Genomic DNA, 21620 nt, shown 5'->3' with positions numbered 1-21620 from the left:
TTTTTAATACATCAGCACGTTAATTCATTTATGACTTAAGAGGGTGTGATGAAAAAATATGCTTTAGTGGGAACCGGCGGGCGCGCCGGGTTGTATATTTCCGCCATCGGCGGGCAGTGGAAAGAGAACGCCCGTATGGTGGCGTTTTGCGACAGCAACCAGACGCGCATGGATTACGCCAATCAGCTGTTACAAAAAGAAGACGCGCAACCCGTTTCCACGTGGAAAGCGGCGCAGTTTGAAGCGATGATCCACGAAACCCGGCCAGACATTGTTATCGTCACCACCATGGACAGAACCCATGACGACTACATTGTGCGGGCGTTACACGCAGGCTGCGATGTGATCACCGAAAAGCCGATGACCATCGACGAACAGCGCGCGCTGCGCATTCTCGATGCCATTGAACAGACCGGCAAAACCGTGCGCGTGGCATTTAATTACCGTTATGCGCCGCACCACAGTAAAGTACGCGAGTTGCTGATGAACAACACCATCGGTGACGTTTATTCGGTGCATTTCGAATGGCTGCTGAACACTGAACACGGCGCCGATTATTTCCGCCGCTGGCACCGGGAAAAGCGCAACAGCGGCGGGCTGCTGGTACATAAATCGACCCACCATTTTGATCTGATGAACTTCTGGCTCAACAGCTACCCACAGCGGGTATATGCCGAAGGCGGGCTGCGTTTTTATGGCAAAGAGAACGCCGAAAAACGTGGTGTTACCCAATTTTACCCGCGCACGCACGGCTATGCCGCCGCTCACGATGATCCTTTCTCGCTGCATATGGCGGATAATCCGCAGTTAAAAGCGCTCTATCTCGACGCGGAACATGAAGATAACTACTGGCGCGACCAGAGCGTGTTCAGCGATGGCATCACCATCGAAGATACGCTTTCAGTGCTGGTGAAATACCAGAACCAGTGCCAGTTGAGTTATTCACTCAACACCTACTTGCCATGGGAAGGGCTAAACGTGGTATTTAACGGCAGCCAGGGGCGGCTGGAGATGAAAATCGTCGAGAAATCCTACGTTAACGCCGGCGGCGAACGCGCCAATGAAGGCAGCCTTGAATCCTGCGACATCACCGTGTTTCCGATGTTTGCCGCACCGTGGAAAGCAGATTTTACCCTTGGCGAAGGCGGCCACGGCGGCGGCGATAATGCCATGCTGGCGGATTTGTTTGGCACACCGGGCAATGACCCGCTAAAACGCGCCGCCGATCACCGCGCAGGCGCGATGTCGATTCTGACCGGCATTGCCGGCAACATTTCCATGCAGCAACAACGCCCGGTTAACTTTAACGAGTTTGAACTGGTTGCAAGGCTGAAAAAATACTGACCTTCCCGCTCCCTGTTGCACGGCGGGGAGCTAAAACATCACGCGGGCGATCAAGGGCGCTGCCAGCACCATCAGCACGCCAGAAAGCATCATCACCAGACTTGCGACCACGCCCTCCTGCTGACCCAGCTCATAAGAACGCGCCGTGCCCGCGCCGTGCGAGGCCGCGCCAAAACCCGCGCCTTTCGCCACACCTTCGCGAATCGATAAGCGCAGAAACAGCACATCGCCCACCGCCATGCCAAACACGCCAGTGACCACTACAAACAGCGCCACCAGATCCGGCTGGCCACCAATCGGCCCGGCCGCCGCCAGCGCAAAGGGCGTGGTGATTGAACGCACCGCGAGGCTGCGCTGGATCTCATCCGGCAACGTAAACAGGCGCGCCAGCCAAACCGAGCTGGTCACCGCCACCACGGAAGCGGCGATCACGCCCGCCGAAAGCGACATCCAGTGACGGCGAATAATCGCCAGGTTGTCATACACCGGCACGGCGAAAGCAATGGTCGCGGGCCCCAACAGCCACATCAGCCAGTGGGATCCCCCGATGTAGTCCTGCCAGGAAATATGACCGAACACCAGCATTAACACCAACAGCAGCGGCGTGAATACCAGCGGCATCAGCGGCAATTTACGAAAACGGCGGTAGAGCCGTTTATTGAGGAAATAGCACACCAGCGTCATCGCCAGGCACAGCAGGCTTAAAGCGAAATCACTCATTTTTCAGCCTGCTGAGTTCGAAGCGGTAGACTTTATCCACCACCCAGGCGGTGGCACCGAGCACCAACAGCGTGCTCAAACCGATCACCATAAAAATGCGCCAGCCTTCCACCATCAACAGTTGCGCGTAATTGACCACGGCGACCACCGCAGGCACAAAGAACAGCAGCATTTCCGCCAGCAACCAATGCGCACCGGCGCGTACCCAATTGAGCGGGATCACCCGGCAAAGAATTAACCCCAGCAGCAGTATCATGCCCACCAGATTGGCGGGAAGCGGCAGATGCAGCCATTGCACCAGGTATTGCGCAAAGATAAACAGCCCGGCATAAAGCAGCACCTGAACCGGAACCTGCAAGCGGCGCACAAGGGCAGGCGTAACACGGCTTAACGCCACGTCCATAACGATTTTCCATCAAATAAGCAGGCGGCCAGTATAGAGAGCCCCAATGCGCTACTGAAATGAATTAAACTCATCGCATACATAGTTCTAAGGAATAATTATGGACATCAGAACGCTGCGCTATTTTGTGGAGGTGGTACGCCAGCAAAGTTTCACCCGCGCGGCGGAGCGCCTGTTTGTGACGCAACCGACCATCAGCAAGATGCTGAAAAACCTTGAAGATGAGCTGAACTGCACGCTGCTTATCCGCGACGGGCGCAAACTTTTACTCACCGACACTGGCCGTGTGGTGTATGAGCGCGGCATCGCCATCCTCGCGGAGTTTCGCCAGTTAGAAACCGAACTTGGCGACATCAACCACCTGAACAAAGGTATTTTGCGCCTCGGCATTCCGCCGATGGTCGGTATGTTGATGGCCGGGCCAATCAACCTCTTCAGCCAGCGCTACCCCGGCGTGGAGCTGAAAATTGCCGAATTCGGCGGTCTGACCGTGCAGCAAGCCGTGAGTAATGGCGAACTGGATGTGGCGATGACCGCTCTGCCGGTTGAAGAAGAGAGTGGCCTGGCTACCCTGCCGCTGTTCAGCCATGCGATGTGCGTGCTGGTGCCGCGTTCCGGCAATTGGCTTGAGCGCGACGTCGTGACGCCGGAGGAACTCGCTGAACAACCGCTGCTGATCTACAACGAAGATTTCGCCTTGAGCCGCCAGCTCATGCTGCTGTTTCAACAGCATGACGTGAAGCCGCGTATCGCTGTGCGTAGCGGTCAGTGGGATTTTCTCGCCGCCATGGTGCAAGCAGGCGTAGGCATTGCCATTTTGCCGGAGCCGGTCTGCCAGCGGCTGGATAAAACCACGCTGCGCTGGCTCCCGCTGCAGAGTGACTTGCGCTGGGAACTGGGGATGATTTGGCGCGAAGGCGTTTACCTTTCGCGCAGTGCGCAGGCATGGCTGCAATGTTGTAAAGGGTTCTGGCTGGATGAGAAAAGCGAGTAGCGGGGTTAACTGACCGGGCAGCGCATAAACGGCTGCCCGGCGCAGGGTTTACTTATTCTCTAACAGCAGCGCTTCCAGCAGGTCGAGATCGTGCAGCAGTTTTTGCAGCGTCTCGTTGCTTATCTGCCGGGTTGCGCGCAGATGGTAAAGCTCGGCGCGCTCTGAGCGCAGTGCCGCCAGGCGGAAACGGCGTTCCAGATTCTCTTCCTGCAGGGAACTCTCAACGTTATTACGTCCGTCTGCGCGGCGGCGCAGGTTACCAATTACCCGCGAACTCACTTCCGTGAGTAACTGGTTATCGATGTTCTCTTCGGTGTCTGCCGCCAGGCGCTCTTCCATCTTCTGAATCGCCACAATCGCCACGTCCGCCGTTGCCGCGCGCGCCATCCGTTCCTCTTTGTACTGCTGCGCGTGGTCGCGCACTTCAACATGCTGCAACAGCGCAGGCAGCGCGATTACGCCAACAAACAGCGAGAACAGAATCACCCCGGCGGCGAGGAACACCAGCTCATAGCGCGCCGGAAAGACATCGCCGCTCGGCAATAACAGCGGAATGGAGAGCACACCGGCAAGTGTTATCGCCCCGCGCACCCCGGCAAAGGTGGCAATCAGCAGCTCGCGGTCGCTCCACGAGGCGAACTCCATCGGTTTTTTCACCAGGAAACGCTGGCTGAATCTCTTCATCGTCCACAGCCAGCCAAAACGCACCAGCATCAGCGCGGCGTAAATCAGCACAATATCGGTAAACAACATCCAGGTTTCGACATTTGGATCGGCTTCTGCCGCCACCAGCGAAGACTCAAGAATGCCCGGCAACTGCAAACCTAACAGCAAGAACACCATGCCGTTAAAGACGAACTCCAGCATCGCCCAAGTGCTGTTGGCGCGCAGACGCATCGCCAGCGGCGCGGTGCGCATCACGCCGGAACGGGTGATGGTCATCCCCGCCGCGACCGCCGCGAGGATGCCGGAAAAGCCGATATGTTCCGCAATCAGATAGGAAGCAAACGGCAGCAGAAACAGCAGCACGATTTGCGTTGCTGGTTCATCGCCGCCCCAGCGGCTGAGAAAACGCAGCGAGCGGCCATACAGCCAGCTCACGACAAACCCGGCCAGCAGACCACCAATCGCCACTTTGAAAAACTCGAGCGTTGCGCCGCCCACGGTGAACACCATGGTGCCCATCACGACCGCCACGGCGAATTTCAGCGATACCAGGCCCGAAGCGTCGTTCATCAGCGCCTCGCCCTGCAAAATGCCCATGATTTTCTTCGGAATGCGCCCTTCCCCGACAATGCCGGAAAGCGCTACGGCATCGGTTGGCGACAGCACGGCCGCCAGCGCAAAGGCGGGCACCAGCGGAATGCCCGGCACCATCCAGTAAATTAAGAAGCCGATCCCGACCACGGTGACCACCACCAGAGCCAGCGCCAGGCCAAAGATTTCGCGGCCATGCTCGAGAAATTCGCGCGTGGGTGTTTTCCAGCCGTCGGCGAACAGCAACGGCGGAATAAACAACACCAGGAACAGTTCCGGGTCGAACTCCACATGCAGGCCAAAGGTGGGAAAGGCGAGCAACGCGCCGATGGCGATTTGCATTAGCGGAAGCGGGATTTGAAATGGAAGAACACGAGTCACGACGCCAGAAAGCGAGACGACAAGGGTCATGATGAGAATGGTAAAAAATATTTCCATGCGTTCCCTGTTTGCGATGTGTTGTTATAAAGGCCTCAGACCTTGATGCCAGAGCCTTCAGCTTAACGCAAAGAAACCGGGCTGTGGGCAAAAAAATGGGCAACCGAAGCTGCCCATTGTGTAAAGATTTACGCTCAACGTCCTCTACCCACAGGAAGAGGAAACGCGATGTCAGATTGCCCAGCCGCCCGCATAGAAAGCCACCAGCGCGATGGCAATCACCACGGTACCGATGTTCAGCTTGCGCCACTCACCGGACACCACGCGGCCAATCACCAGCGAAGCAAAACCGATCATGATGCCGGTTACGATGTTGCAGGTCAGCACGATAAACACGGCAGTAATCAGGCCCGCCATCGCGTCGACGAAGTCGGCAAAATCGATTTTCGCCACGTTGCTCAGCATCAGCAGACCCACATACATCAGCGCCGGTGCCGTTGCGTAAGCCGGCACCAGGTAAGAGAGCGGAGAGAGGAACAGGATCAGCAGGAACAGCACGCCCACGGTGATCGCCGTCAGGCCGGTTTTACCGCCTGCTGCCGTACCTGCCGCAGATTCGATATAGACCGCTGCCGGTGCCGCGCCCACCAGACCGGAGAAAACGCTGCTCAGGGAATCGGTGGTCAGCGCTTTGCCGCCATCAATAATCTGGCCGTCTTTGCCCAGCAAGTTTGCCTGGCCCGCTACCGCACGGATGGTGCCGGTGGCGTCAAACACCGCCGTCATCACCAGCGCCAGCACGCTTGGCAGCACTACCGGGTTCAGCGCGCCCATGATATCCAGGCTGCCGATCAGCGAGTTGCCTTTGTCATCGCTCAGCGATGGCATGGCGAAGATGCCAGAAAAATGCACGCTCGGGTCGAAAATCAGACCGACAATCGACACGCCGATAATGGTCAACAGAATGCCGCCCGGCACTTTCAGTTTTTCCAGACCGATAATCACCGCCAGACCAATCAGCGACATGATCACCGGGAAGCTGGCAAAGTGACCGAGAGTCACCGGCAGGCCATCCAGCGGGTTCTTGATAACCAGACCCACGCCGTTCGCGGCGATCAGCAGCAGAAACAGGCCGATACCAATACCGGTACCGTGCGCAACGCCTTGCGGCAGGTTGCGCAGGATCCAGCTACGAATGCCGGTGGCAGAGATAACCGTAAACAGCACACCCATCAGGAACACCGCACCAAGGGCGACCGGTACGCTGATATGCTGGCCCAGCACCAGGCTGAACGCGGTAAAGGCGGTCAGAGAGATAGCACAACCGATAGCCAGCGGCAGATTCGCCCACAGACCCATCACGATGGAGCCAACACCGGCTACCAGGCAGGTGGCGACAAACACCGCAGCCGGCGGGAAACCGGCTTTACCCAGCATGCCAGGTACGACGATGACCGAATAGACCATCGCCAGAAACGTGGTTAAACCGGCAACGATTTCCTGACGAACAGTGCTGCCACGGGCAGAAATTTTAAACAGTGCGTCAAGCGAACCGCCGGTACGCGCAGAAGGCGTAGACATAGAAACATCCCCTGAGAATTTTATTGTGCGTTGGCATGCGTGGTGGACAGTCCACTGCCGGTTAAACGTCATCTCCCTGTGCTGCGTTGTGACAAGGGGCCACAAAAAAGCAAACGTTTAACTCCGCGCATACAACGGTTGGTCAAAAAAAGGCAAACGATTATCCAGCGTTTATATGGCGCTTTTCAACTGAACTTTGCCGCTTTTCGCTAAATTTCGCGCGAAGCGGCGAAGAAGTGGCCGGCGGATGCGCAAACGTTATCGTCGGTGCGCAACTTTGCAACATTTGCCGATCATTTTTAGCTGCCAGGCAGATCAAATGGCCCACCCTGCACAATGGCGCGCTGCCATGCCGGACGCATCTCGACCCGTTTTTTCCACGCACGTAAATTGGGCAAATTCTCCACGCCGCCGCGAGCCAGCAGCGCGAACACCGGAAAACTCATCTGAATATCGGCCATGCTCAGTTGGTCTCCTGCAAACCAGCTTTTCTGCGCCAGTTCACCTTCGATAAAGCGCGCATGGTTTTCAATTTGCTGTTTCAGGAACGCTTTATCGACCCCCTTCGCGAGGAGTTTGCCAACACTGCGTATCCCAAACGGCACCGGAGGTTTGCCCAGGCTGCTCATCACCAGTTTCATTAATAGCACAGGCATCAGCGAACCCTCGGCATAGTGCAGCCAGAACCGGTAATCCAGCTTCTGTTTTGTCTCCTGCGGTTTAAAGCGCTGCTGTGGATCGTACGTTTCCTGCAAATATTCGAGGATTGCCCCGGATTCGGCGAGGATCAGCCCGTCATCTTCCACCACCGGCGACTTGCCGAGCGGGTGCACTTTTTTCAGGGATTCCGGTGCCAGCATCGTTTTTTCTCGCTGGTAACAGACAATTTGATACGGCACGCCCAATTCTTCTAAAGCCCAGAGCACGCGCTGGGAGCGCGACTGATTAAGGTGATGCACCGTAAGCATATTTTTCTCCAGAGAATTCATACACATTAACTATAGAAAACCCACACTTGCAGCGGTGAAAAAAAAGACAAAAATAATTGCTCAAAAAAGTAGCAGTTTCGCGATACTGGCCTACACTAAAAGTGTCAGCACAACCCGGAACCTCCAACATACTGAGGGGTGCTGGTGTCGGGGGAAACCCTCCCGTAACAGAGCGGGATAGAGAGAAAGACAAAGACCGGAAAACGACTAAAGCGCCCCAACGGGCGCTTTAGTTTTTTGTACGTTTCAGTCATCTTCCAGCAAGCGCGCGCCGGTGCCCTGCTGCCCAAGCTGGTCTCCGGGGTTACGCAGCGGACAATCGCTACGCGACAAACAGCCGCAGCCGATACAACCATCCAGCTCATCACGTAATGCCACCAGCGTGTGGATGCGCCTGTCCAGCTCTTCGCGCCACTGTGACGACAACTGTTTCCACTCTTTCTTGCTTAGCGTATGCCCTTCCGGCAGCACACCAAATGCGTCGCCAATGGTCGCCAGCGGAATACCAATGCGCTGAGCAATTTTGATGATTGCCACATAGCGCAGCACATCACGCGTATAGCGCCGTTGATTGCCGGTATTACGGGTACTTTTGATTAAGCCTTTGCTCTCATAAAAGTGCAGCGCAGAGACGGCAACCCCGCTGCGCTTCGCCACTTCACCGGGGCTGAGTAAGGCTTTAATACGTGGCGTTTTCTTTTCCATAAAACCTCTTTACCTCAAGTTAACTTGAGGAATTATACTCGTTCCCAGACAAAACGACGAATCGGGAAATGAGGAAGCCATATGTCCCATCAGCAAATTATTCAGACACTTATTGAATGGATTGATGAACATATCGACCAACCAATGAACATTGATGTAGTCGCCAGAAAGTCAGGTTATTCGAAGTGGTATTTACAGAGGATGTTCCGCACCGTGATGCATCAAACATTGGGTGACTACATTCGCCAGCGCCGTTTACTGCTGGCAGCGGAAGCGCTGCGAACAACGCAGCGGCCTATTTTTGATATCGCGATGGATTTGGGATATGTCTCGCAGCAGACATTTTCACGCGTCTTTCGCCGGGAGTTTGATCGCACACCCAGCGATTACCGGCACCAGGCCTGATGGCCTATTACTTTAACGAAGGCGGCTGCTGTACCCAGCGTTTAAATTCCTGCGACGGCAGCGCCTTTGCAAAGTGCCAACCCTGACAAAACTGCACGCCGCGTTTTAACAGCCACGTGACCTGCTCCGCCGTCTCAACCCCTTCCGCAATAATCTTCAGACGCAAGCTCTGCGCCATCTCAATAATGTGTTCAGCAATCAGATGACTGGTGCTGTTAGTCGTCAGCGTATCAATAAAAGATTTGTCGATTTTCAGGATATCGACATTCAGCGAGTAGAGGTTGTGCAAATTGGAATAACCGGTACCGAAATCATCAATCGCCACTTCGTAACCCGCCTGGCGAAACGCCTGAATAACCGGCGTGGTTTTCGGCACATCAATAAACCCGCGCTCGGTCACTTCAATCTTAATCTGCTCAGCGCGCACCGCATGCATTTGCGCTTTATTGGCAATCAATGAGATCAGTCGCGAGGAGTGAAAATCAGCGGCGGAGAGGTTAATCGAGATATAAAGGTGCGGCACCATTGCCAGGAAATCGCCCAAATCGCTGAACAATTCATCGACGACATAATCAGTAATACGCTCAATCATGCCCTCTTTTTCTGCCAGCGGAATAAACTCCGCCGGGCTCATGACCGGCCCATTAAACCCCGGCCAGCGCAACAACGCTTCCGCGCCAACGCAGGTGCCATTTTTGATATCGATAATAGGTTGGTAATGAAGGCGAAGCTGGCGTCGGGTTAACGCCCGGTGGAGCATACGGCGTGGAGAGTTAAACTCCTGCCGTGTTCGCGACCATATTAATAGCAGAATAACGCTACCAATCACGCCCAGCGGCAGCGTTAATGTGGCCTGGTGATAAAGAGACTGAAAATAGTGGTCACTCGATGTCGAAACAATAATCGCGATCGGACGATTCTCCGAACGCGCAATGGTATAAAAGCGCTGATCTTGCTGGAATGTTAAATCGTCGGTGCGTAACAGCGTAGCTAACTTATCAAGGTGGGCATTCTGGCTGACAGAAAAAAACTGTCGCGTAACGGTGTCGTAAATACCGTAAGCCAGATCAGTATTGTCTGATGCCACATCGCTGTAAGTGAGCGGATTAATCACCGCGACATAATTTCCGCGCTGCATGTACACCATCTTGTAGCCTGCGTAAAAAGGCGTATCACGATAGTAATAAATGGCGATATCGGGCGCGCGTTTATAATCCGCTGGTGAAATAGCATACGATTGTGTGGGCGTTATTACGCTCGAACATAAAAAGTGATCGCCACGAGCATAAATTAAATCCGAAACATACATGCTGCTGCGGACGATATTGAGCATGGCCGCGCGATGTTCCGGCGCACAAATTTGTCCGTGGTATTTTTCCGCCGCGCTACGAACTGTATCAACTTGCTGGATAACGCGTTCCGTTTTATTTAGCGCTAATTGGGCAAACGATTGAAGCTGGGCACTCGTTTCTTTCACCGCACGAATATGCGCAAACCATAGCGACAACACCAGCGGTAGAAGAACTACCGTGATGAGCACGACGACGCTGAGCATCTTGCGACGCACGCTATGATTCATGTCCGCCTATATCCATGCATTTAAAGTGCCTTTTTAATGTTTGGCAGGATGCTTTGATAAACAGGTGATTACGTTGCATGAATCAAACGACATTAGCAACTGACTTTTCTCATTAAAAACCTAATATTTGGTTATGACCGAAATACGCGACCATAAAGCAAACTCAGAGTGTGCCCAATGTTTATATTAAGGAAAATATTAATCCATTCGTATGGGGGTGTTTTAAGTTAATACAACAGAGTATCGTTGATTAAGCCAAACTGGCCGCAGGATAAAAAAAAGGTGCGCCATTCGGGTATTTTTTCATCTGTCGTTGAGAAGTCTTCATAATTTCTTCTTTATTTATAAAAAAGCGCCAACCACCACGGTTTTACTGCGTCCTGCACGTTTCGCATCGTACAAAGCGTTATCCGCAAGCGTAAGTAAAACTGAAGTATCGGACTCTTCACCGGTGACGAATACTAAACCAGCGCTAAAGGATAAGGCTATCTTTTCACCATTGCTAAACAATGGATTTCGCGCCAGTGACGCGCGAATCTTTTGGCTAAAACGCAGCGCCATTTTACTGTGGGTATGCGGCATTAAAATCAGAAATTCCTCACCGCCTAAACGACCAAAAATATACGATGGATCGCAATGTTCGCGGATCTGATCGCAAAAATGGATCAGTGCGGCGTCGCCCGTTAAATGCCCCCAGCGATCGTTGATATTTTTAAAATAATCCAGATCCAGCATCAGCAGGCTGAAGTGGCTGCGCGGCTCGTCCGGCCGACACGCCACCAGCGCCTCTTTTAACTTCCTCAGCATGGAAAAACGATTATAGCAGCCGGTCAGATCGTCAATGGTGGCTTTCATTTCCAGTTGTCGCTCCGCTTTTTTACGCTCGGTAATATCAAGCCCGATGCTGAGAACCGAGTGATCTGGCAGTTGAATATTCGACCAGAGTACCGTCAGCACCTGGCCATCACGGCGTACCGGGTGCCATTCGTGCATGTCGACGCTCGGCGATGTATTAACCGAAGCGCGAACTTTTTGCCGAACCTCGGGATCGGGGAAAAATAACGCTAATGGATCGGCCTGCTGATTGAGCTCATTGATGTTCCAGCCAAATACGCGTTCGCACTCACCATTCCATAATACGCAGCGGTTACTTTTATCAAAAGAGTTCATTAAAACCGGAGCGCGTTCAAATAGTGCTTTATATTGTGTCACTATGCGCTGCATCTCTTTTGCTGTGCGTTCTCGGGCGACAATTTCAGCAAGATAGTTTTTTAGTTTTTCGACCAAAACAATAACGACATTTTTCACAATCGATAAAGAGCTCAAGGGCTGCAAAAATGCCAAAAAGAAATAACCTTCGAGCCCCGACTCTTTATAATGCAGCTTACACAAAATACCGCTGCGTAATTTTCTGGCGGATATTTCTTGATGCGGAAATAATAAATCGCCGGCATGCCGTCGCCAGCAAATGACTCGCCAGGCACGCTGATGTCGTTGCAGTTGAGACTGTTCAAGAAAGGTTTGTACATCCTGCAACGTGCAGCCTGGCGCACCTGCGCTGACGAGCTGCCACGCGTCATCCTGCCGGATAACCACCCACGCAAGCGTGGATCCAAGTGCCGCATTGATTGCGCGTAATATCTCTTCCATCGAACGTTGCGCGGTGAGCCAGGGCATCAGCCTTACCAGAACCGACAACGCCGCATCGGCATCCTCCGGCGGCACGGCGGAATTTTCTATTTTCATATTTTTTCATTCGCAGGTTATAAGACGCGAAACCAGCTTCAAATGATGTCATCAGGAAAAAAGAAGAGGCGGCCATCAATTCAGTTAGCGCAACTGCACGCGCAAATATCTTCCTCACGCATGAGAAACGTGATGAAAAGAATATATCGATAAAGATCAAAACCCTGAATCATCATTCACAGGCTAATAAGATTTTCCTCAAAAGCATAATATATGCGACACAAGCTGTAAACGTTGTAGCAATTAGGATGCTAAATATCACTCAAATGTATCAGATGGGAAAAACATTAATTCCTCCGCACGCATAAATATATCGGCAATATATTTACGAATGAAACACAACTATCACGATGCAAAAAGCACGCTTTTTGCACTGGCGAATAAATCAACAAATGTGATATAGTTCACATATTCTTGAAACGAAAAACACCGTTTCAATTCGTTGTGTTATTCGCGGATGTTCAGCATTGCCACTCGCGCAACATGCTTGTCCGCCCGGTATTCGGTTCTTTCTGAGGATGGTTTGATGGCTACCTTTACCGCCAGCGTCGTGCTTCTCCGCTGGCAGTTGCTGAGTGCAGTGTTGATGTTTATGGCCAGTACGCTGAACATTCGTTTCCGTCGTGCTGATTATATTGGCCTGGCGGTGATCAGCAGCGGCATGGGCTTAGCGGCGGCATGCTGGTTCGCTACTGGTTTGTTGGGCATTACGGTGATAGATCTCTCCACGACCTGGCACAACCTGCTCGTCGTGATGGAAGAGATCGCGCAAAAAGCGCCACCCGAATGGCCGATGATCGTAACGTGATTGTTTAAAGCGCCTGCGGGCGCTTTTTTATTTGTCCTGGTGGTCATTTTTCTCTTCGAAGCACTTTCGCATAAATATACATAACGACTCTGCGCCAGCGGCCGATCTGTACCTGAATTGGCATAACGGCTCACCGGCGCGTAAAGAGGCTAACAGCTATTCCTTTGCAAAACGGATCGGGCGGATAAGCCGTCTTATTGCCAGCCAGGGTTGGTAAACGGGAATGCACACTCGCCGAACCAGGGCGTAAAAAAGAGATGCCCGCTAAGACTCTGCTTCGCGGGCATCTGCACTTTTACTTCAGCACCATGATTGTTTTATTCAAGGATGCGCGCTTCCCACGGTCGCCAGAGCGGGTGGAATTTCTGTGGTTGATAGTGCGTCGTTTCTCGCTTGCCGAAATGAAACAGCGCGTCCATCTCATTTTTTATCACTACCATATTTGAACCGTCCGCATGCCCGCCAACGGTGACCGAACCGTGATAGCCTTTGACCGGCACGCCGGTGTAATTCGCCAGTTTTTGTGCGAAGGAATCAATGCCGCCTTCCGCACCGTGACAGCTTAAGCAACGAATGTTCTTAAACCGCACATCGCCAGCCAGTTCCAGCGTATCCAGCGCCACATCGAACGGCGCTTTGATACCACCAGCGACCTGCATGCCGGTGGTGCTTTCGCCGTTTGGGGTAAAAATGCCATGGCCAATGATATTCAGCCGCGGCCCCCCCTTATAGCTATCGGTGAAAAACATATACATATTCGGGTCATTTAATGGGCCGTCGCGACGCACAATATTGATTTCGCCGGATAATGTCACCGCCCCCATTTCTTTTTCACCCACATCCGCGCCAACTTTAGAAATTTCAGCGAATTGTTTGATATTGAGTTTTGACGACGCCATGGGTTCGGAAAAATTTTTTCCTCCCGCTTGCGGTAATGACACCTGCAATAAGTCTGGCCCGGAGGCTTCGGGTATGGCGTGACTTAGCGGCTTACTGCCAGAAACATTCGCTTCCGTTGCTGGTTTAAATGGTCTTGCCATCGCCATCTTCGGTTCCGCAACAACGGGGTTGATCTCACCACGTAACTCTTTAGAGGCGCCGGAAGGTCTTTCAGTCAACCGCGCGGCGCCCGCACCGGAAAGTGACCGCAAGCCACCAGGGTATTCTGGCAGTGGGCCACCTAAAACTACGCCCAGAAAAACCTCCTGCAAACTTTCACCCAACGTGGGCAGCGGAATTTTTCCTTCGTCTTTCGGTATCCGGGAAGCGTCCGGTTTTTTATCACCGGTCCGCCACGAATAATGCCGCTGTTGAAAATCCTCAAAAGATTCCCTGGAAGGTGTATAGGCCGGTTCCTGCTGAACTGCCCTTTGCGTTTTGTCTTCGTAGGGTGAAATATCATAAGGTTTAAATACATCAATCGCTGCCGGGCCTTTGATATCCATACGTTTTCCTCCGACTGTTGCCGTCTTGTTTTGGCTTGTAGCTTTGCACCACAGCTATCTATTAAGTGGCCCGGCACGCGCCTTTTCGTGACGTCGTCAGATAATTATTTCCCCAGTTTCGACAGCATCTCCGGGCGCATAAATTTATGAATAACCAGCATAAACAACACCGATGGCACCAGCAGGATCAGCGCGGTAATGGATGACACCTGGTAGTTGCCCGACATACTGGCGGTATAGAGCAAAATGGGCAGCGTGGTGATATCCGGCGCGCCAACAAAAAAGGTGGCAGTAAACTCATCCAGCGATTCCAGAAACACAAAAATGCTGGCGGCAATCAGCCCGGGCGCGGCCTGCGGCAAAATGATATGGAAAAACGTGTAAACCGGCCCGGCGCCCAGGTTGCGCGAGGCGCGCGCCAGCAGCGGATCGAGTGAAGCGAACGCCGCCACGCTTATCCAGATCGAGTACATCAAGCCGTGAACGCTGTGCACCAGCACCACGCCTACAACCGTGCCGTTAAGCCCCCATTGATAAAACAGCCGCGCCACGTTCATATACACCGTCAGGTTGGGAAACGCCTGCGGGATGAGAAACAGCAGCATAAAGAAGGCGCGACACGGCATGGAGCGGTGCGACAGCGCGTAACCCGCCGGAATAGAAATCAGCAGGCAAACCAGCACCGACAGCACGGCGATCAGCACGCTAATGGAGAGCGATCCCGATACATCGCTGTAGGGGCTAAACACCTGGCTCCAGTACTTTAATCCCCACTGGCTCGGCAAGGTGTGCGGGAAAAACCAGCTCTCCGCCACCGTCCAGATAAGCAGGTTCAACAGCGGGCCAAACAGCACCAGCACCAGAAAAGTGAGCAACAGAGTTTGCAGCAGAAAACTGCCGTGGAGTTTTTGTCGAAACGCGGTCATCACTGCGCTCCTTTCGCATGCAGGCTGTGGCGTAAATAGAACCAGGAGAGCGCCGCGCAAATCAGATAGGAGATCACCCCCATCGCATTCGCCACCGGATAATCGCCGTAAGAGTTAACGCGAAACGCCATATCGACGGTCATCATGGTTGGCGTGCCGGTGCCAATCATCAGCGGCACGGAAAGCACCGACATCATCGTCACCGTGGAGAGCACCATCGCCACACCAATCGTCGGCAGCACCTGCGGCAAAATGATGTCGAACAGGATGCGTAAACGCGACGCACCGAGGTTTTTTGCCGCCAGAATATGCGACGGATCCACCGCCGACATCGCGCCGCAAATCAGTAACGTCGAGAACGCCATCTGCTTCCAGACAAAAGTAATAATGATCCCGCTCCAGCCCAGCAGCGAAGTGGTGTCCACCGGCGTTAATAGCCCGCCTGCCACCAGCACATTGTTCATCAGGCCGTTTTTGGCGAGGAAGGTGCGCATCATCTGCGCGGTAACAATAAAGGGAATAAACAGCGGCAGGCGGTATAAAAACGCCAGCGCCTTAACGATGCCGTGAAACGGCGACAGCACAATAATGGCGGAAATCGTTATCGACAGCAGCGCCAGTATTGCCAGTGAAACCAGCACGATAAGCACGGTAAAGAGAATATCGTTCGAATAGAGCGCAAAGACTTTATCAAAGTGCGCCAGCGTGAATGTCTGCGTATCACTGGTGAACGCCGAGATCAGCGAAAAGCCCAGCGGCCAGAGGAAAAAGACGGCTATCAGCAGCGTCGCCGGGCCAACCAGTAAGAAGTATTTAAAGGCGTGTCGCATGGTGAACCTGAATAATCACAGCAAAAAAAATGCCCGGGCGAAATGCCCAGGCATATCCGTCAATCAGTTAGAAACCTGGCTCTCATAGCCCTCTTTGATATCGTCAAAGTACGGCGTGATCGGGAAACTTTTGCCATATTTGGCTAAATCATCCGGCGAAATTTCCGCAAACAGTTTCTGCCAGGTCGCGGCGTCCAGCTTCTCTTTCACGTATTTCGCGTCAATACCTGGATACCAGTTGAACTGCTTCACAATCCCCTGCGCCTGCACGTCCGGGCTGGTCGCCAGCGCAATAAACTCCTGCGCCAGTTTGGCCTGCGCGGCGTGTGCCGGAACGACGTAATACATCGGCTGGCCCGGCATCCCCGGGGAGATTAACGCCAGTTTGATCGACGGCGGTACTTTGCCCTGATCTTTCCAGCTATAGAACATATCGACCCACACTGGCCCCATAGTGATTTCACCCCGGCTAAGCATATCCAGCGTCCCGGCGTTACCCGGCGTAAAGGTAACGTTTTTATTGAATTCTTTCAGTCTGGCGAACGCCTGGCTCCAGGTTTTTTCTACGCTTTTGTCATACGGCAGCGCGGAAAGACGGGCCGCGTCGGTGCCGTAAGCATAAATCCAGCCGACCACGAAGCTGACGCCGGACATGCCATTTTTAATGCCGTTATAGCCAAAGGCTTTCGGTTTTTTCTGCGACCACTGCACCAGCTCGTCGTAAGATTTCGGCGGCGTTTTAATCAAATCGCTGTTATACGCAATGGCGGTCTGGCTTAAAAACATCGGCATCACATAGCCATCAACGTTTACGCCCAGCGCGTTTTTGGCGTTTTCTGCCGTCACCATCGAACCGGTGTTGATGGACGAGCGGTATTTCTCCAGCAGCCCTTTTTCCACCAGTTGCCCCCCCGCCGCCTGGTGCACAACCGCGACGTCGATATCCCAGCTTTTCGCGCCACTCTGCTGTTGCGCCGTCAGTTTTTCGACAATCTTGTTCGAGCCCGCATCGCCCGGCCCGGTGCCGACCACCTGCACTTTCACGCCCGGATGCGCGGCTTCAAACTTTGGCCCCAGCCAGGTTTTAACGTAGTCGACCATATTTTGATCGCCCGCCGTCGCCACATTGAGCACCGTTTCGGCGCTGGCGGTGTGAACTGCACCCAAACAGAGTGCGGCGATGACAGCAAGTTTCGGTTTTACTGACATGATAATCCCCAGGAAAAGTGTGTGTTGGTTGGCTTAAGAGGTTGCAAAAACATGCAGCGCCGTTTCCGGCACATGCAAAATCACCGGCGTTCGGGCAGGCCAGAACTGTGTGGAATCGGCGAGAAAAACCTGCCCATCGCAGCGCACGCTGTGGCGATACTGATGGCCGAGAAACGCGCTCTCTTCCACCACGCCATTCAGCACCAGCCCCGGCTGCTCCGGTGGCATTAACGGGCGGTGCATATTGACGTCCGAACTGCGGAAATAGAGCGTTTCCCCGCCCGCATCAGCCCGCGTCATGCAGTTATCCGCGCCCATAAAATCCGCGACAAACGGCGTGGCCGGGCGGTGATAAATATCTTCCGGCGTGCCCATTTGTTCGATGCGCCCGTTATTCAGCACCGCAATTCTGTCGGCCATGACCAGCGCCTCTTGCTGGTCATGCGTGACGATTAACGAGGTGAATCCGAGCTTTTTCTGTAGCGCTTTGATCTCATGGCGCACGTTGAGGCGCACTTTGGCGTCCAGGTTCGACAGCGGCTCATCAAGTACCAGCACATCCGGCTCAATGGCTAATGCGCGCGCCAGCGCCACGCGCTGACGCTGGCCGCCGGAAAGCGCTGTCACTTTTATATCCGCATAATTTTCAAGGTTGACGATTTTTAATAATTCCTGCACGCGTTGCGCAATCGCCTCTTTTTTAACGCGCCGGACTTTTAAGCCATAACCAATATTTTGCGCGACGGTAAAGTGCGGCCATAAGGCGTAACTCTGAAATACCATGGTAATATTTCGCTGCTCCGGCGTGCTGTAAGTAATATCTCTACCGTTAACGGAAATACCACCAGAACGCACCGGAATAAAACCGCATAACGCATTGAGTAACGTGGTTTTTCCGCAACCAGACGGCCCAAGCAGCGCAATCATTTCGCCCTTTTCCACAGCGAGATGAATATCGTGAAGAACGATATTTTCGCCATAGCCAATTTTCAGTTTTTCAATCTGTAAATAACTCACGGGCGTTCCTTTCTTCAACTTTTCTTTCACCGATGAACACGTGTTCATTTATTTGCAAAAAAAATGCAACGTTGCACCGACATTATGTGAGCCTACTTTGTCGTCTATTTGTGACAGTTTGATTAAGTGCGCAATAATTTTGGTGGGGCGAAATGAAAATAGATGTTCTGGGCTGTGGTAGCGCCTTCTCATTGCAGCAAAACACCTCGGCAATCCGCGTTATCGATAACGAAAACCGACAGTTGCTGATCGATTGTGGCCCGACAATCCCGCGCGCGCTGTGGCAACGCGGCGGCGACGTAAACGACATCGATGCCATTTACTTCACCCACGTTCACCCGGATCACTGCACCGGGCTGACGGCGCTGCTGAATTACTGGAAAAGTTTTCAGCGCCGTAAGCCGCTGATCATCTGGTCGCAGCGCGAGCAGCGCCCGGTACTGATAAAACTGGCAAGCCTCGCTAACTGGCCGGAAAACAATCTCTGTTTCGACATTGACTGGCGCGACAGCGAAGCCGAATGGCAGTGGCAAGGCTGGCAGATGCGCACCGCGTTTACGCACCATGAACTGCCTAATCTCGCCCTGCGAATCGAAGCAGACGGCCACACCCTATTCTACAGCGGCGACGGTCGCCCAACGCCGGAAAGCATCGCGCTGATGCACAACGTCAATCTGGCATTTCAGGAGTGCGCATCGGCAACGGCACTGCCCAATGACGCCTCGCACGGTGACTTTCCCGGCTGCCTGGCGCTGTTCGAACAATTGCGCTTACCGCGCCTGGGGTTGTACCACTGCAACGATGCCGCCTTGCCCGCGATTGAGCAGGCGTGCACGGCGTATCCGGGTTTGTTTCTCAGCCACGATGGTTTCGCCACCGATCTCAGCCGCCGCGCGGAGGAGAAAGTGTGAGCCAGACGTTACGCAAACAAGCAGTAACCGCCGAAGACGTGGCGAAGCGCGCGGGCGTGTCCCGCGCCGTGGTATCACGCGCGCTCAGTAGCAACGGCAGTATTTCGCCCGCCACCAAAGAGAAAGTGCTGCGCGCCGCGCAGGAGCTTGGCTATCAGGTCAATTTCCTCGCCCAGGGGCTGAACCGCCAGCGCAGCCACCTGATTGGCGTGATTGTCGCGCGCATTGGCGACCCGTTTCGCAGCAGCCTGCTGGAAGGCTTGCTGCATGAAATTCAGCGCCGTGGTTACCAGGCGCTGGTCACGGAGATCACCGGCGAGCAGGATCTGATCACCACGTTGCGCCGTTTTACCCAGTTTCGCGTCTCGGGCGTGATCGTCACCTCCGGCCAACCGCCAGAAGCGATTGTCAACGAATGCGTCAGCCAGCGCATTCCGGTCGTCGGCATCAACCGCCACCCGGATATTCCGTTGGTCGATTTCGTCTGCTCCGACAACGTATCCGGCGCGCGCCAGGCCGCCGAGCAGCTTTATCACGCCGGTTGTCGCCGTTTTGGCTGGCTCAACAATTGCGGATCGACCTGGGCGGGTATTCAGCGCGGCGAGGCTTTTTTCCAGGCATTGCAGCAACTCGGCGTCGATACCCAGCAGCAAGTCCGTTGGTTTGACGCGCGCGAAGAGGGTTACGACGGTGGTTTTCAGGCCGCGCAGGAGAGCGATACGGATCTACCAGATGGCATATTTTGCGCCAACGCGCAGCTGGCCTGCGGTTTTCTCGACGGTATGCGCCAGCGCGGCAAATCCGCGCCAGCCGATTTTCACCTGATAGGTTTTGATAACACGCCGCAGAGCGGTCAGTTCAGTTACCAGTTAACCACGCTGCATCAGGATGTGGCGGAGATCGCGAACCGGGCGCTGACACGCCTGCTGGAGCGGGCGAAAAATCCTTTACAGCCTTCCCGCGTTGAGTGGGTTAAGGTGAAACTGATCCACCGACAAACATCGCCACAGATTGGCTAAGAGTCCAGATATGAGAGAAGAGTTTACCCAGGCGCTGTGCGCGCTGATTCGTCGTCTCGGTCAGGAGGCGAAACAGCTTCGTGATAACGGGCTAACCATCGAACAAAAAGGCCGCCAGGATTTTGTCTCCCAGGCGGATGTGTATGTCGAAACCGAACTGCGTGCCTGGCTGAAAGCCGAACGCCCGCAGGACGGTCTGCTCGGCGAGGAGCGCGGGCTGGAGCCGGGCAGCGACGGCGTATGGGTTATCGACCCGATTGATGGCACCACCAACTTTATTCTCGGCATGGATTACTGGTGTATTTCCGTCGCTTACGTGCGCAATGATGCTATCAAACTGGGGGTGATTTACGCCCCGGATCGCGACGAGTTTTTCGTCGCCGAAAGCGGCAAAGGGGCGTTCTTAAACGGTAAACGCCTGAGCCTGAGCGAGCCGGATGCCGATGCGGTAGTGCTTGGCATTGGTCGCTCCAGCCGCAGGCCACCGCGCGAATATACGCAAACCATCGAAACGTTGTTTAAACACGGCGTGGAACATCGTCGTTTTGGTGCGGGCGCGTTAATGCTGGCGCATGTTGCCGCAGGCCAGGTGCATGGTTATTTCGAAGCGCACCTGCACAGTTGGGATGCGCTGGCAGGACTGGTGATTATTAAAGAAGCGGGCGGCATGCATAACGATTTTCTTGCCAACAACGGGCTGACGCAGGGCAATAACGCCTGGGCGGCAACGCCGCAAGTGTGGCAGCGTCTGCAACCCGTTTTGCTGCCAAACGGCTAAACACGGTTTGATATGTCACAATCCGCCTTCGACGAAGGCGGTATTGATGGCGCTTTCAGAGACATTCGAAAATAAGCCCCGCCTCGCCCAGCGAGCTGCCAATCCATGCAATGCAGAGCTAAAACCGGTTGATGACCACCTTCAGCGGACAACTTTTCAATGAGCGATAAAACGGTTTCCGCGCGCCGTTATGTTTCCGGGTATGCGTAGTGAATCGCCAGCCAGATGGTCGGCGGTTCGGCCTGCGTCCAGTTCACCCGATGGCGGCATTGCGCGGGAATATTGACGAAATCGCCCACTTGCAACACCCGCTCTTGCGCTTCACCTTCCAGTTGTAAACCCGCAGCCCCCTGCACTACCAGCACCCATTCGCTTTGCGGCTGGCAGTACCAGAAATCGGGCGGGCTGGCCTGCCCGGTGGAGGTAATGCGCTCAATTTTCACATCGGGGCGCGAGAGCAGAACGTCAAATGTCTCTGCCTCGCCCGCGCTGGCAGCAGCCGGGAAATCACGCAACACGTTGGTTAGCATCGGTTTTAGCGTATTCACAGAGCGCCTCAATGGTCAGTGAGCATCC

General features: G+C 54.0%; 22 protein-coding genes. 7 read left to right on the top strand and 15 right to left on the bottom strand.

The window, feature by feature from the left end; genetic code table 11:
* Positions 1-48: 48 nt before the first annotated feature.
* Positions 49-1344 (top strand): Gfo/Idh/MocA family protein, encoded by a 1296-nt coding sequence (locus JKP81_RS12865; protein ID WP_200552060.1) that lies wholly within the window; start codon positions 49-51, stop codon positions 1342-1344.
* 30 nt (positions 1345-1374) lie between these two features.
* Here JKP81_RS12865 and JKP81_RS12860 read toward each other — a convergent pair whose 3' ends face one another.
* Positions 1375-2064: an LrgB family protein gene (locus tag JKP81_RS12860; protein ID WP_200552059.1), complete on the bottom strand. Its 690-nt coding sequence runs from the start codon at positions 2062-2064 to the stop codon at positions 1375-1377.
* Entirely contained in the window at positions 2057-2467 is a 411-nt protein-coding gene (locus JKP81_RS12855) for a CidA/LrgA family protein (protein WP_131407096.1), read from the bottom strand. The genes JKP81_RS12860 and JKP81_RS12855 overlap by 8 nt, the downstream gene beginning before the upstream one ends.
* A gap of 100 nt (positions 2468-2567) precedes the next feature.
* On the opposite strand from JKP81_RS12855, the gene JKP81_RS12850 reads away from it, so the two are divergent.
* Positions 2568-3461: a LysR family transcriptional regulator gene (locus JKP81_RS12850; protein WP_200552058.1), complete on the top strand. Its 894-nt coding sequence runs from the start codon at positions 2568-2570 to the stop codon at positions 3459-3461.
* A 48-nt stretch (positions 3462-3509) separates the two neighbouring features.
* Here the strand turns inward: JKP81_RS12850 and JKP81_RS12845 are convergent, their stop codons facing one another.
* The 4 genes from JKP81_RS12845 to soxR form a co-directional block, all read right to left on the bottom strand.
* Positions 3510-5156, bottom strand: a complete 1647-nt coding sequence (locus tag JKP81_RS12845; RefSeq protein WP_017459482.1) for a Na+/H+ antiporter — start codon at positions 5154-5156, stop codon at positions 3510-3512.
* Positions 5157-5327: 171 nt separating this feature from the next.
* Positions 5328-6677, bottom strand: coding sequence for a guanine/hypoxanthine transporter GhxP (gene ghxP, locus JKP81_RS12840; protein WP_131407090.1), 1350 nt, complete (start codon positions 6675-6677; stop codon positions 5328-5330).
* Positions 6678-6976: 299 nt separating this feature from the next.
* Positions 6977-7645, bottom strand: coding sequence for a glutathione S-transferase family protein (locus JKP81_RS12835; RefSeq protein WP_200552057.1), 669 nt, complete (start codon positions 7643-7645; stop codon positions 6977-6979).
* Between the two features lie 267 nt (positions 7646-7912).
* Entirely contained in the window at positions 7913-8371 is a 459-nt protein-coding gene (gene soxR / locus JKP81_RS12830) for a redox-sensitive transcriptional activator SoxR (protein WP_017459479.1), read from the bottom strand.
* A gap of 81 nt (positions 8372-8452) precedes the next feature.
* On the opposite strand from soxR, the gene soxS reads away from it, so the two are divergent.
* Positions 8453-8776, top strand: coding sequence for a superoxide response transcriptional regulator SoxS (soxS, locus tag JKP81_RS12825; RefSeq protein ID WP_017459478.1), 324 nt, complete (start codon positions 8453-8455; stop codon positions 8774-8776).
* A gap of 7 nt (positions 8777-8783) precedes the next feature.
* Here soxS and JKP81_RS12820 read toward each other — a convergent pair whose 3' ends face one another.
* From JKP81_RS12820 to JKP81_RS23605, 3 genes are all read right to left on the bottom strand, one after another.
* The gene (locus JKP81_RS12820; RefSeq protein ID WP_200552056.1) at positions 8784-10355 is read right to left on the bottom strand and encodes an EAL domain-containing protein; all 1572 of its coding nucleotides are present in this window, start codon (positions 10353-10355) and stop codon (positions 8784-8786) included.
* A 342-nt stretch (positions 10356-10697) separates the two neighbouring features.
* A complete protein-coding gene (locus JKP81_RS12815) occupies positions 10698-11891 on the bottom strand; it encodes a sensor domain-containing diguanylate cyclase (RefSeq protein WP_234455630.1) in 1194 nt (397 codons plus the stop codon).
* A 40-nt stretch (positions 11892-11931) separates the two neighbouring features.
* Entirely contained in the window at positions 11932-12261 is a 330-nt protein-coding gene (locus JKP81_RS23605; RefSeq protein ID WP_234455629.1) for a hypothetical protein, read from the bottom strand.
* A gap of 366 nt (positions 12262-12627) precedes the next feature.
* Here JKP81_RS23605 and JKP81_RS12810 point away from each other — a divergent pair, with 366 nt between their 5' ends.
* On the top strand, positions 12628-12909 hold the full coding sequence (locus JKP81_RS12810) for a YjcB family protein (RefSeq protein WP_200552054.1): 282 nt from the start codon (positions 12628-12630) through the stop codon (positions 12907-12909).
* A gap of 317 nt (positions 12910-13226) precedes the next feature.
* Here JKP81_RS12810 and JKP81_RS12805 read toward each other — a convergent pair whose 3' ends face one another.
* The 5 genes from JKP81_RS12805 to JKP81_RS12785 all read right to left on the bottom strand — a co-directional run bounded on the left by JKP81_RS12805 (position 13227) and on the right by JKP81_RS12785 (position 18336).
* Positions 13227-14354 carry a hypothetical protein gene (locus JKP81_RS12805; protein ID WP_200552053.1) on the bottom strand — a complete coding sequence of 376 codons (1128 nt, stop codon included), beginning with the start codon at positions 14352-14354 and terminating at the stop codon, positions 13227-13229.
* A gap of 104 nt (positions 14355-14458) precedes the next feature.
* The gene (locus JKP81_RS12800) at positions 14459-15280 is read right to left on the bottom strand and encodes an ABC transporter permease (RefSeq protein WP_200552052.1); all 822 of its coding nucleotides are present in this window, start codon (positions 15278-15280) and stop codon (positions 14459-14461) included.
* Complete coding sequence (locus JKP81_RS12795) at positions 15280-16110, bottom strand: ABC transporter permease (protein WP_200552051.1); 831 nt, start codon at positions 16108-16110, stop codon at positions 15280-15282. The genes JKP81_RS12800 and JKP81_RS12795 overlap by 1 nt, the downstream gene beginning before the upstream one ends.
* 63 nt (positions 16111-16173) lie before the next feature.
* Complete coding sequence (locus tag JKP81_RS12790; protein WP_234455628.1) at positions 16174-17319, bottom strand: extracellular solute-binding protein; 1146 nt, start codon at positions 17317-17319, stop codon at positions 16174-16176.
* Between the two features lie 33 nt (positions 17320-17352).
* Positions 17353-18336 carry an ABC transporter ATP-binding protein gene (locus JKP81_RS12785; RefSeq protein WP_200552050.1) on the bottom strand — a complete coding sequence of 328 codons (984 nt, stop codon included), beginning with the start codon at positions 18334-18336 and terminating at the stop codon, positions 17353-17355.
* 152 nt (positions 18337-18488) lie between these two features.
* Between JKP81_RS12785 and JKP81_RS12780 the strand changes: the two genes are divergently transcribed.
* From JKP81_RS12780 to JKP81_RS12770, 3 genes are read left to right on the top strand one after another with little or no spacing between them, the layout of a single operon-like run.
* Positions 18489-19247 carry an MBL fold metallo-hydrolase gene (locus JKP81_RS12780; RefSeq protein WP_200552049.1) on the top strand — a complete coding sequence of 253 codons (759 nt, stop codon included), beginning with the start codon at positions 18489-18491 and terminating at the stop codon, positions 19245-19247.
* Entirely contained in the window at positions 19244-20266 is a 1023-nt protein-coding gene (locus tag JKP81_RS12775) for a LacI family DNA-binding transcriptional regulator (RefSeq protein WP_200552048.1), read from the top strand. The genes JKP81_RS12780 and JKP81_RS12775 overlap by 4 nt, the downstream gene beginning before the upstream one ends.
* Positions 20267-20276: 10 nt before the next feature.
* A complete protein-coding gene (locus JKP81_RS12770) occupies positions 20277-21044 on the top strand; it encodes an inositol monophosphatase (RefSeq protein WP_200552047.1) in 768 nt (255 codons plus the stop codon).
* 188 nt (positions 21045-21232) lie between these two features.
* On the opposite strand, the gene JKP81_RS12765 is transcribed toward JKP81_RS12770, so the two are convergent.
* Positions 21233-21574, bottom strand: a complete 342-nt coding sequence (locus JKP81_RS12765; RefSeq protein WP_200552203.1) for a cupin domain-containing protein — start codon at positions 21572-21574, stop codon at positions 21233-21235.
* Between the last annotated feature and the right edge of the window lie 46 nt (positions 21575-21620).

Source organism: Kosakonia sp. LAM2021 (assembly GCF_016620385.1).
In the GTDB taxonomy this organism is placed as follows: Bacteria; Pseudomonadota; Gammaproteobacteria; order Enterobacterales; family Enterobacteriaceae; genus Kosakonia; species Kosakonia sacchari.
Note: the sequence above shows the minus strand (reverse complement) of the source record. Positions and strands in the feature narration are given on the sequence as shown.

Excerpts from the sequence above, each read along its gene's own strand:
- JKP81_RS12865 (WP_200552060.1), top strand. The coding sequence starts at position 49 with ATGAAAAAATATGCTTTAGTGGGAACCGGCGGGCGCGCCGGGTTGTAT.
- JKP81_RS12860 (WP_200552059.1), bottom strand. The coding sequence starts at position 2,064 with ATGAGTGATTTCGCTTTAAGCCTGCTGTGCCTGGCGATGACGCTGGTG.
- JKP81_RS12855 (WP_131407096.1), bottom strand. The coding sequence starts at position 2,467 with ATGGACGTGGCGTTAAGCCGTGTTACGCCTGCCCTTGTGCGCCGCTTG.
- JKP81_RS12850 (WP_200552058.1), top strand. The coding sequence starts at position 2,568 with ATGGACATCAGAACGCTGCGCTATTTTGTGGAGGTGGTACGCCAGCAA.
- JKP81_RS12845 (WP_017459482.1), bottom strand. The coding sequence starts at position 5,156 with ATGGAAATATTTTTTACCATTCTCATCATGACCCTTGTCGTCTCGCTT.
- ghxP (WP_131407090.1), bottom strand. The coding sequence starts at position 6,677 with ATGTCTACGCCTTCTGCGCGTACCGGCGGTTCGCTTGACGCACTGTTT.
- JKP81_RS12835 (WP_200552057.1), bottom strand. The coding sequence starts at position 7,645 with ATGCTTACGGTGCATCACCTTAATCAGTCGCGCTCCCAGCGCGTGCTC.
- soxR (WP_017459479.1), bottom strand. The coding sequence starts at position 8,371 with ATGGAAAAGAAAACGCCACGTATTAAAGCCTTACTCAGCCCCGGTGAA.
- soxS (WP_017459478.1), top strand. The coding sequence starts at position 8,453 with ATGTCCCATCAGCAAATTATTCAGACACTTATTGAATGGATTGATGAA.
- JKP81_RS12820 (WP_200552056.1), bottom strand. The coding sequence starts at position 10,355 with ATGAATCATAGCGTGCGTCGCAAGATGCTCAGCGTCGTCGTGCTCATC.
- JKP81_RS12810 (WP_200552054.1), top strand. The coding sequence starts at position 12,628 with ATGGCTACCTTTACCGCCAGCGTCGTGCTTCTCCGCTGGCAGTTGCTG.
- JKP81_RS12805 (WP_200552053.1), bottom strand. The coding sequence starts at position 14,354 with ATGGATATCAAAGGCCCGGCAGCGATTGATGTATTTAAACCTTATGAT.
- JKP81_RS12800 (WP_200552052.1), bottom strand. The coding sequence starts at position 15,280 with ATGACCGCGTTTCGACAAAAACTCCACGGCAGTTTTCTGCTGCAAACT.
- JKP81_RS12795 (WP_200552051.1), bottom strand. The coding sequence starts at position 16,110 with ATGCGACACGCCTTTAAATACTTCTTACTGGTTGGCCCGGCGACGCTG.
- JKP81_RS12790 (WP_234455628.1), bottom strand. The coding sequence starts at position 17,319 with ATGTCAGTAAAACCGAAACTTGCTGTCATCGCCGCACTCTGTTTGGGT.
- JKP81_RS12780 (WP_200552049.1), top strand. The coding sequence starts at position 18,489 with ATGAAAATAGATGTTCTGGGCTGTGGTAGCGCCTTCTCATTGCAGCAA.
- JKP81_RS12770 (WP_200552047.1), top strand. The coding sequence starts at position 20,277 with ATGAGAGAAGAGTTTACCCAGGCGCTGTGCGCGCTGATTCGTCGTCTC.
- JKP81_RS12765 (WP_200552203.1), bottom strand. The coding sequence starts at position 21,574 with ATGCTAACCAACGTGTTGCGTGATTTCCCGGCTGCTGCCAGCGCGGGC.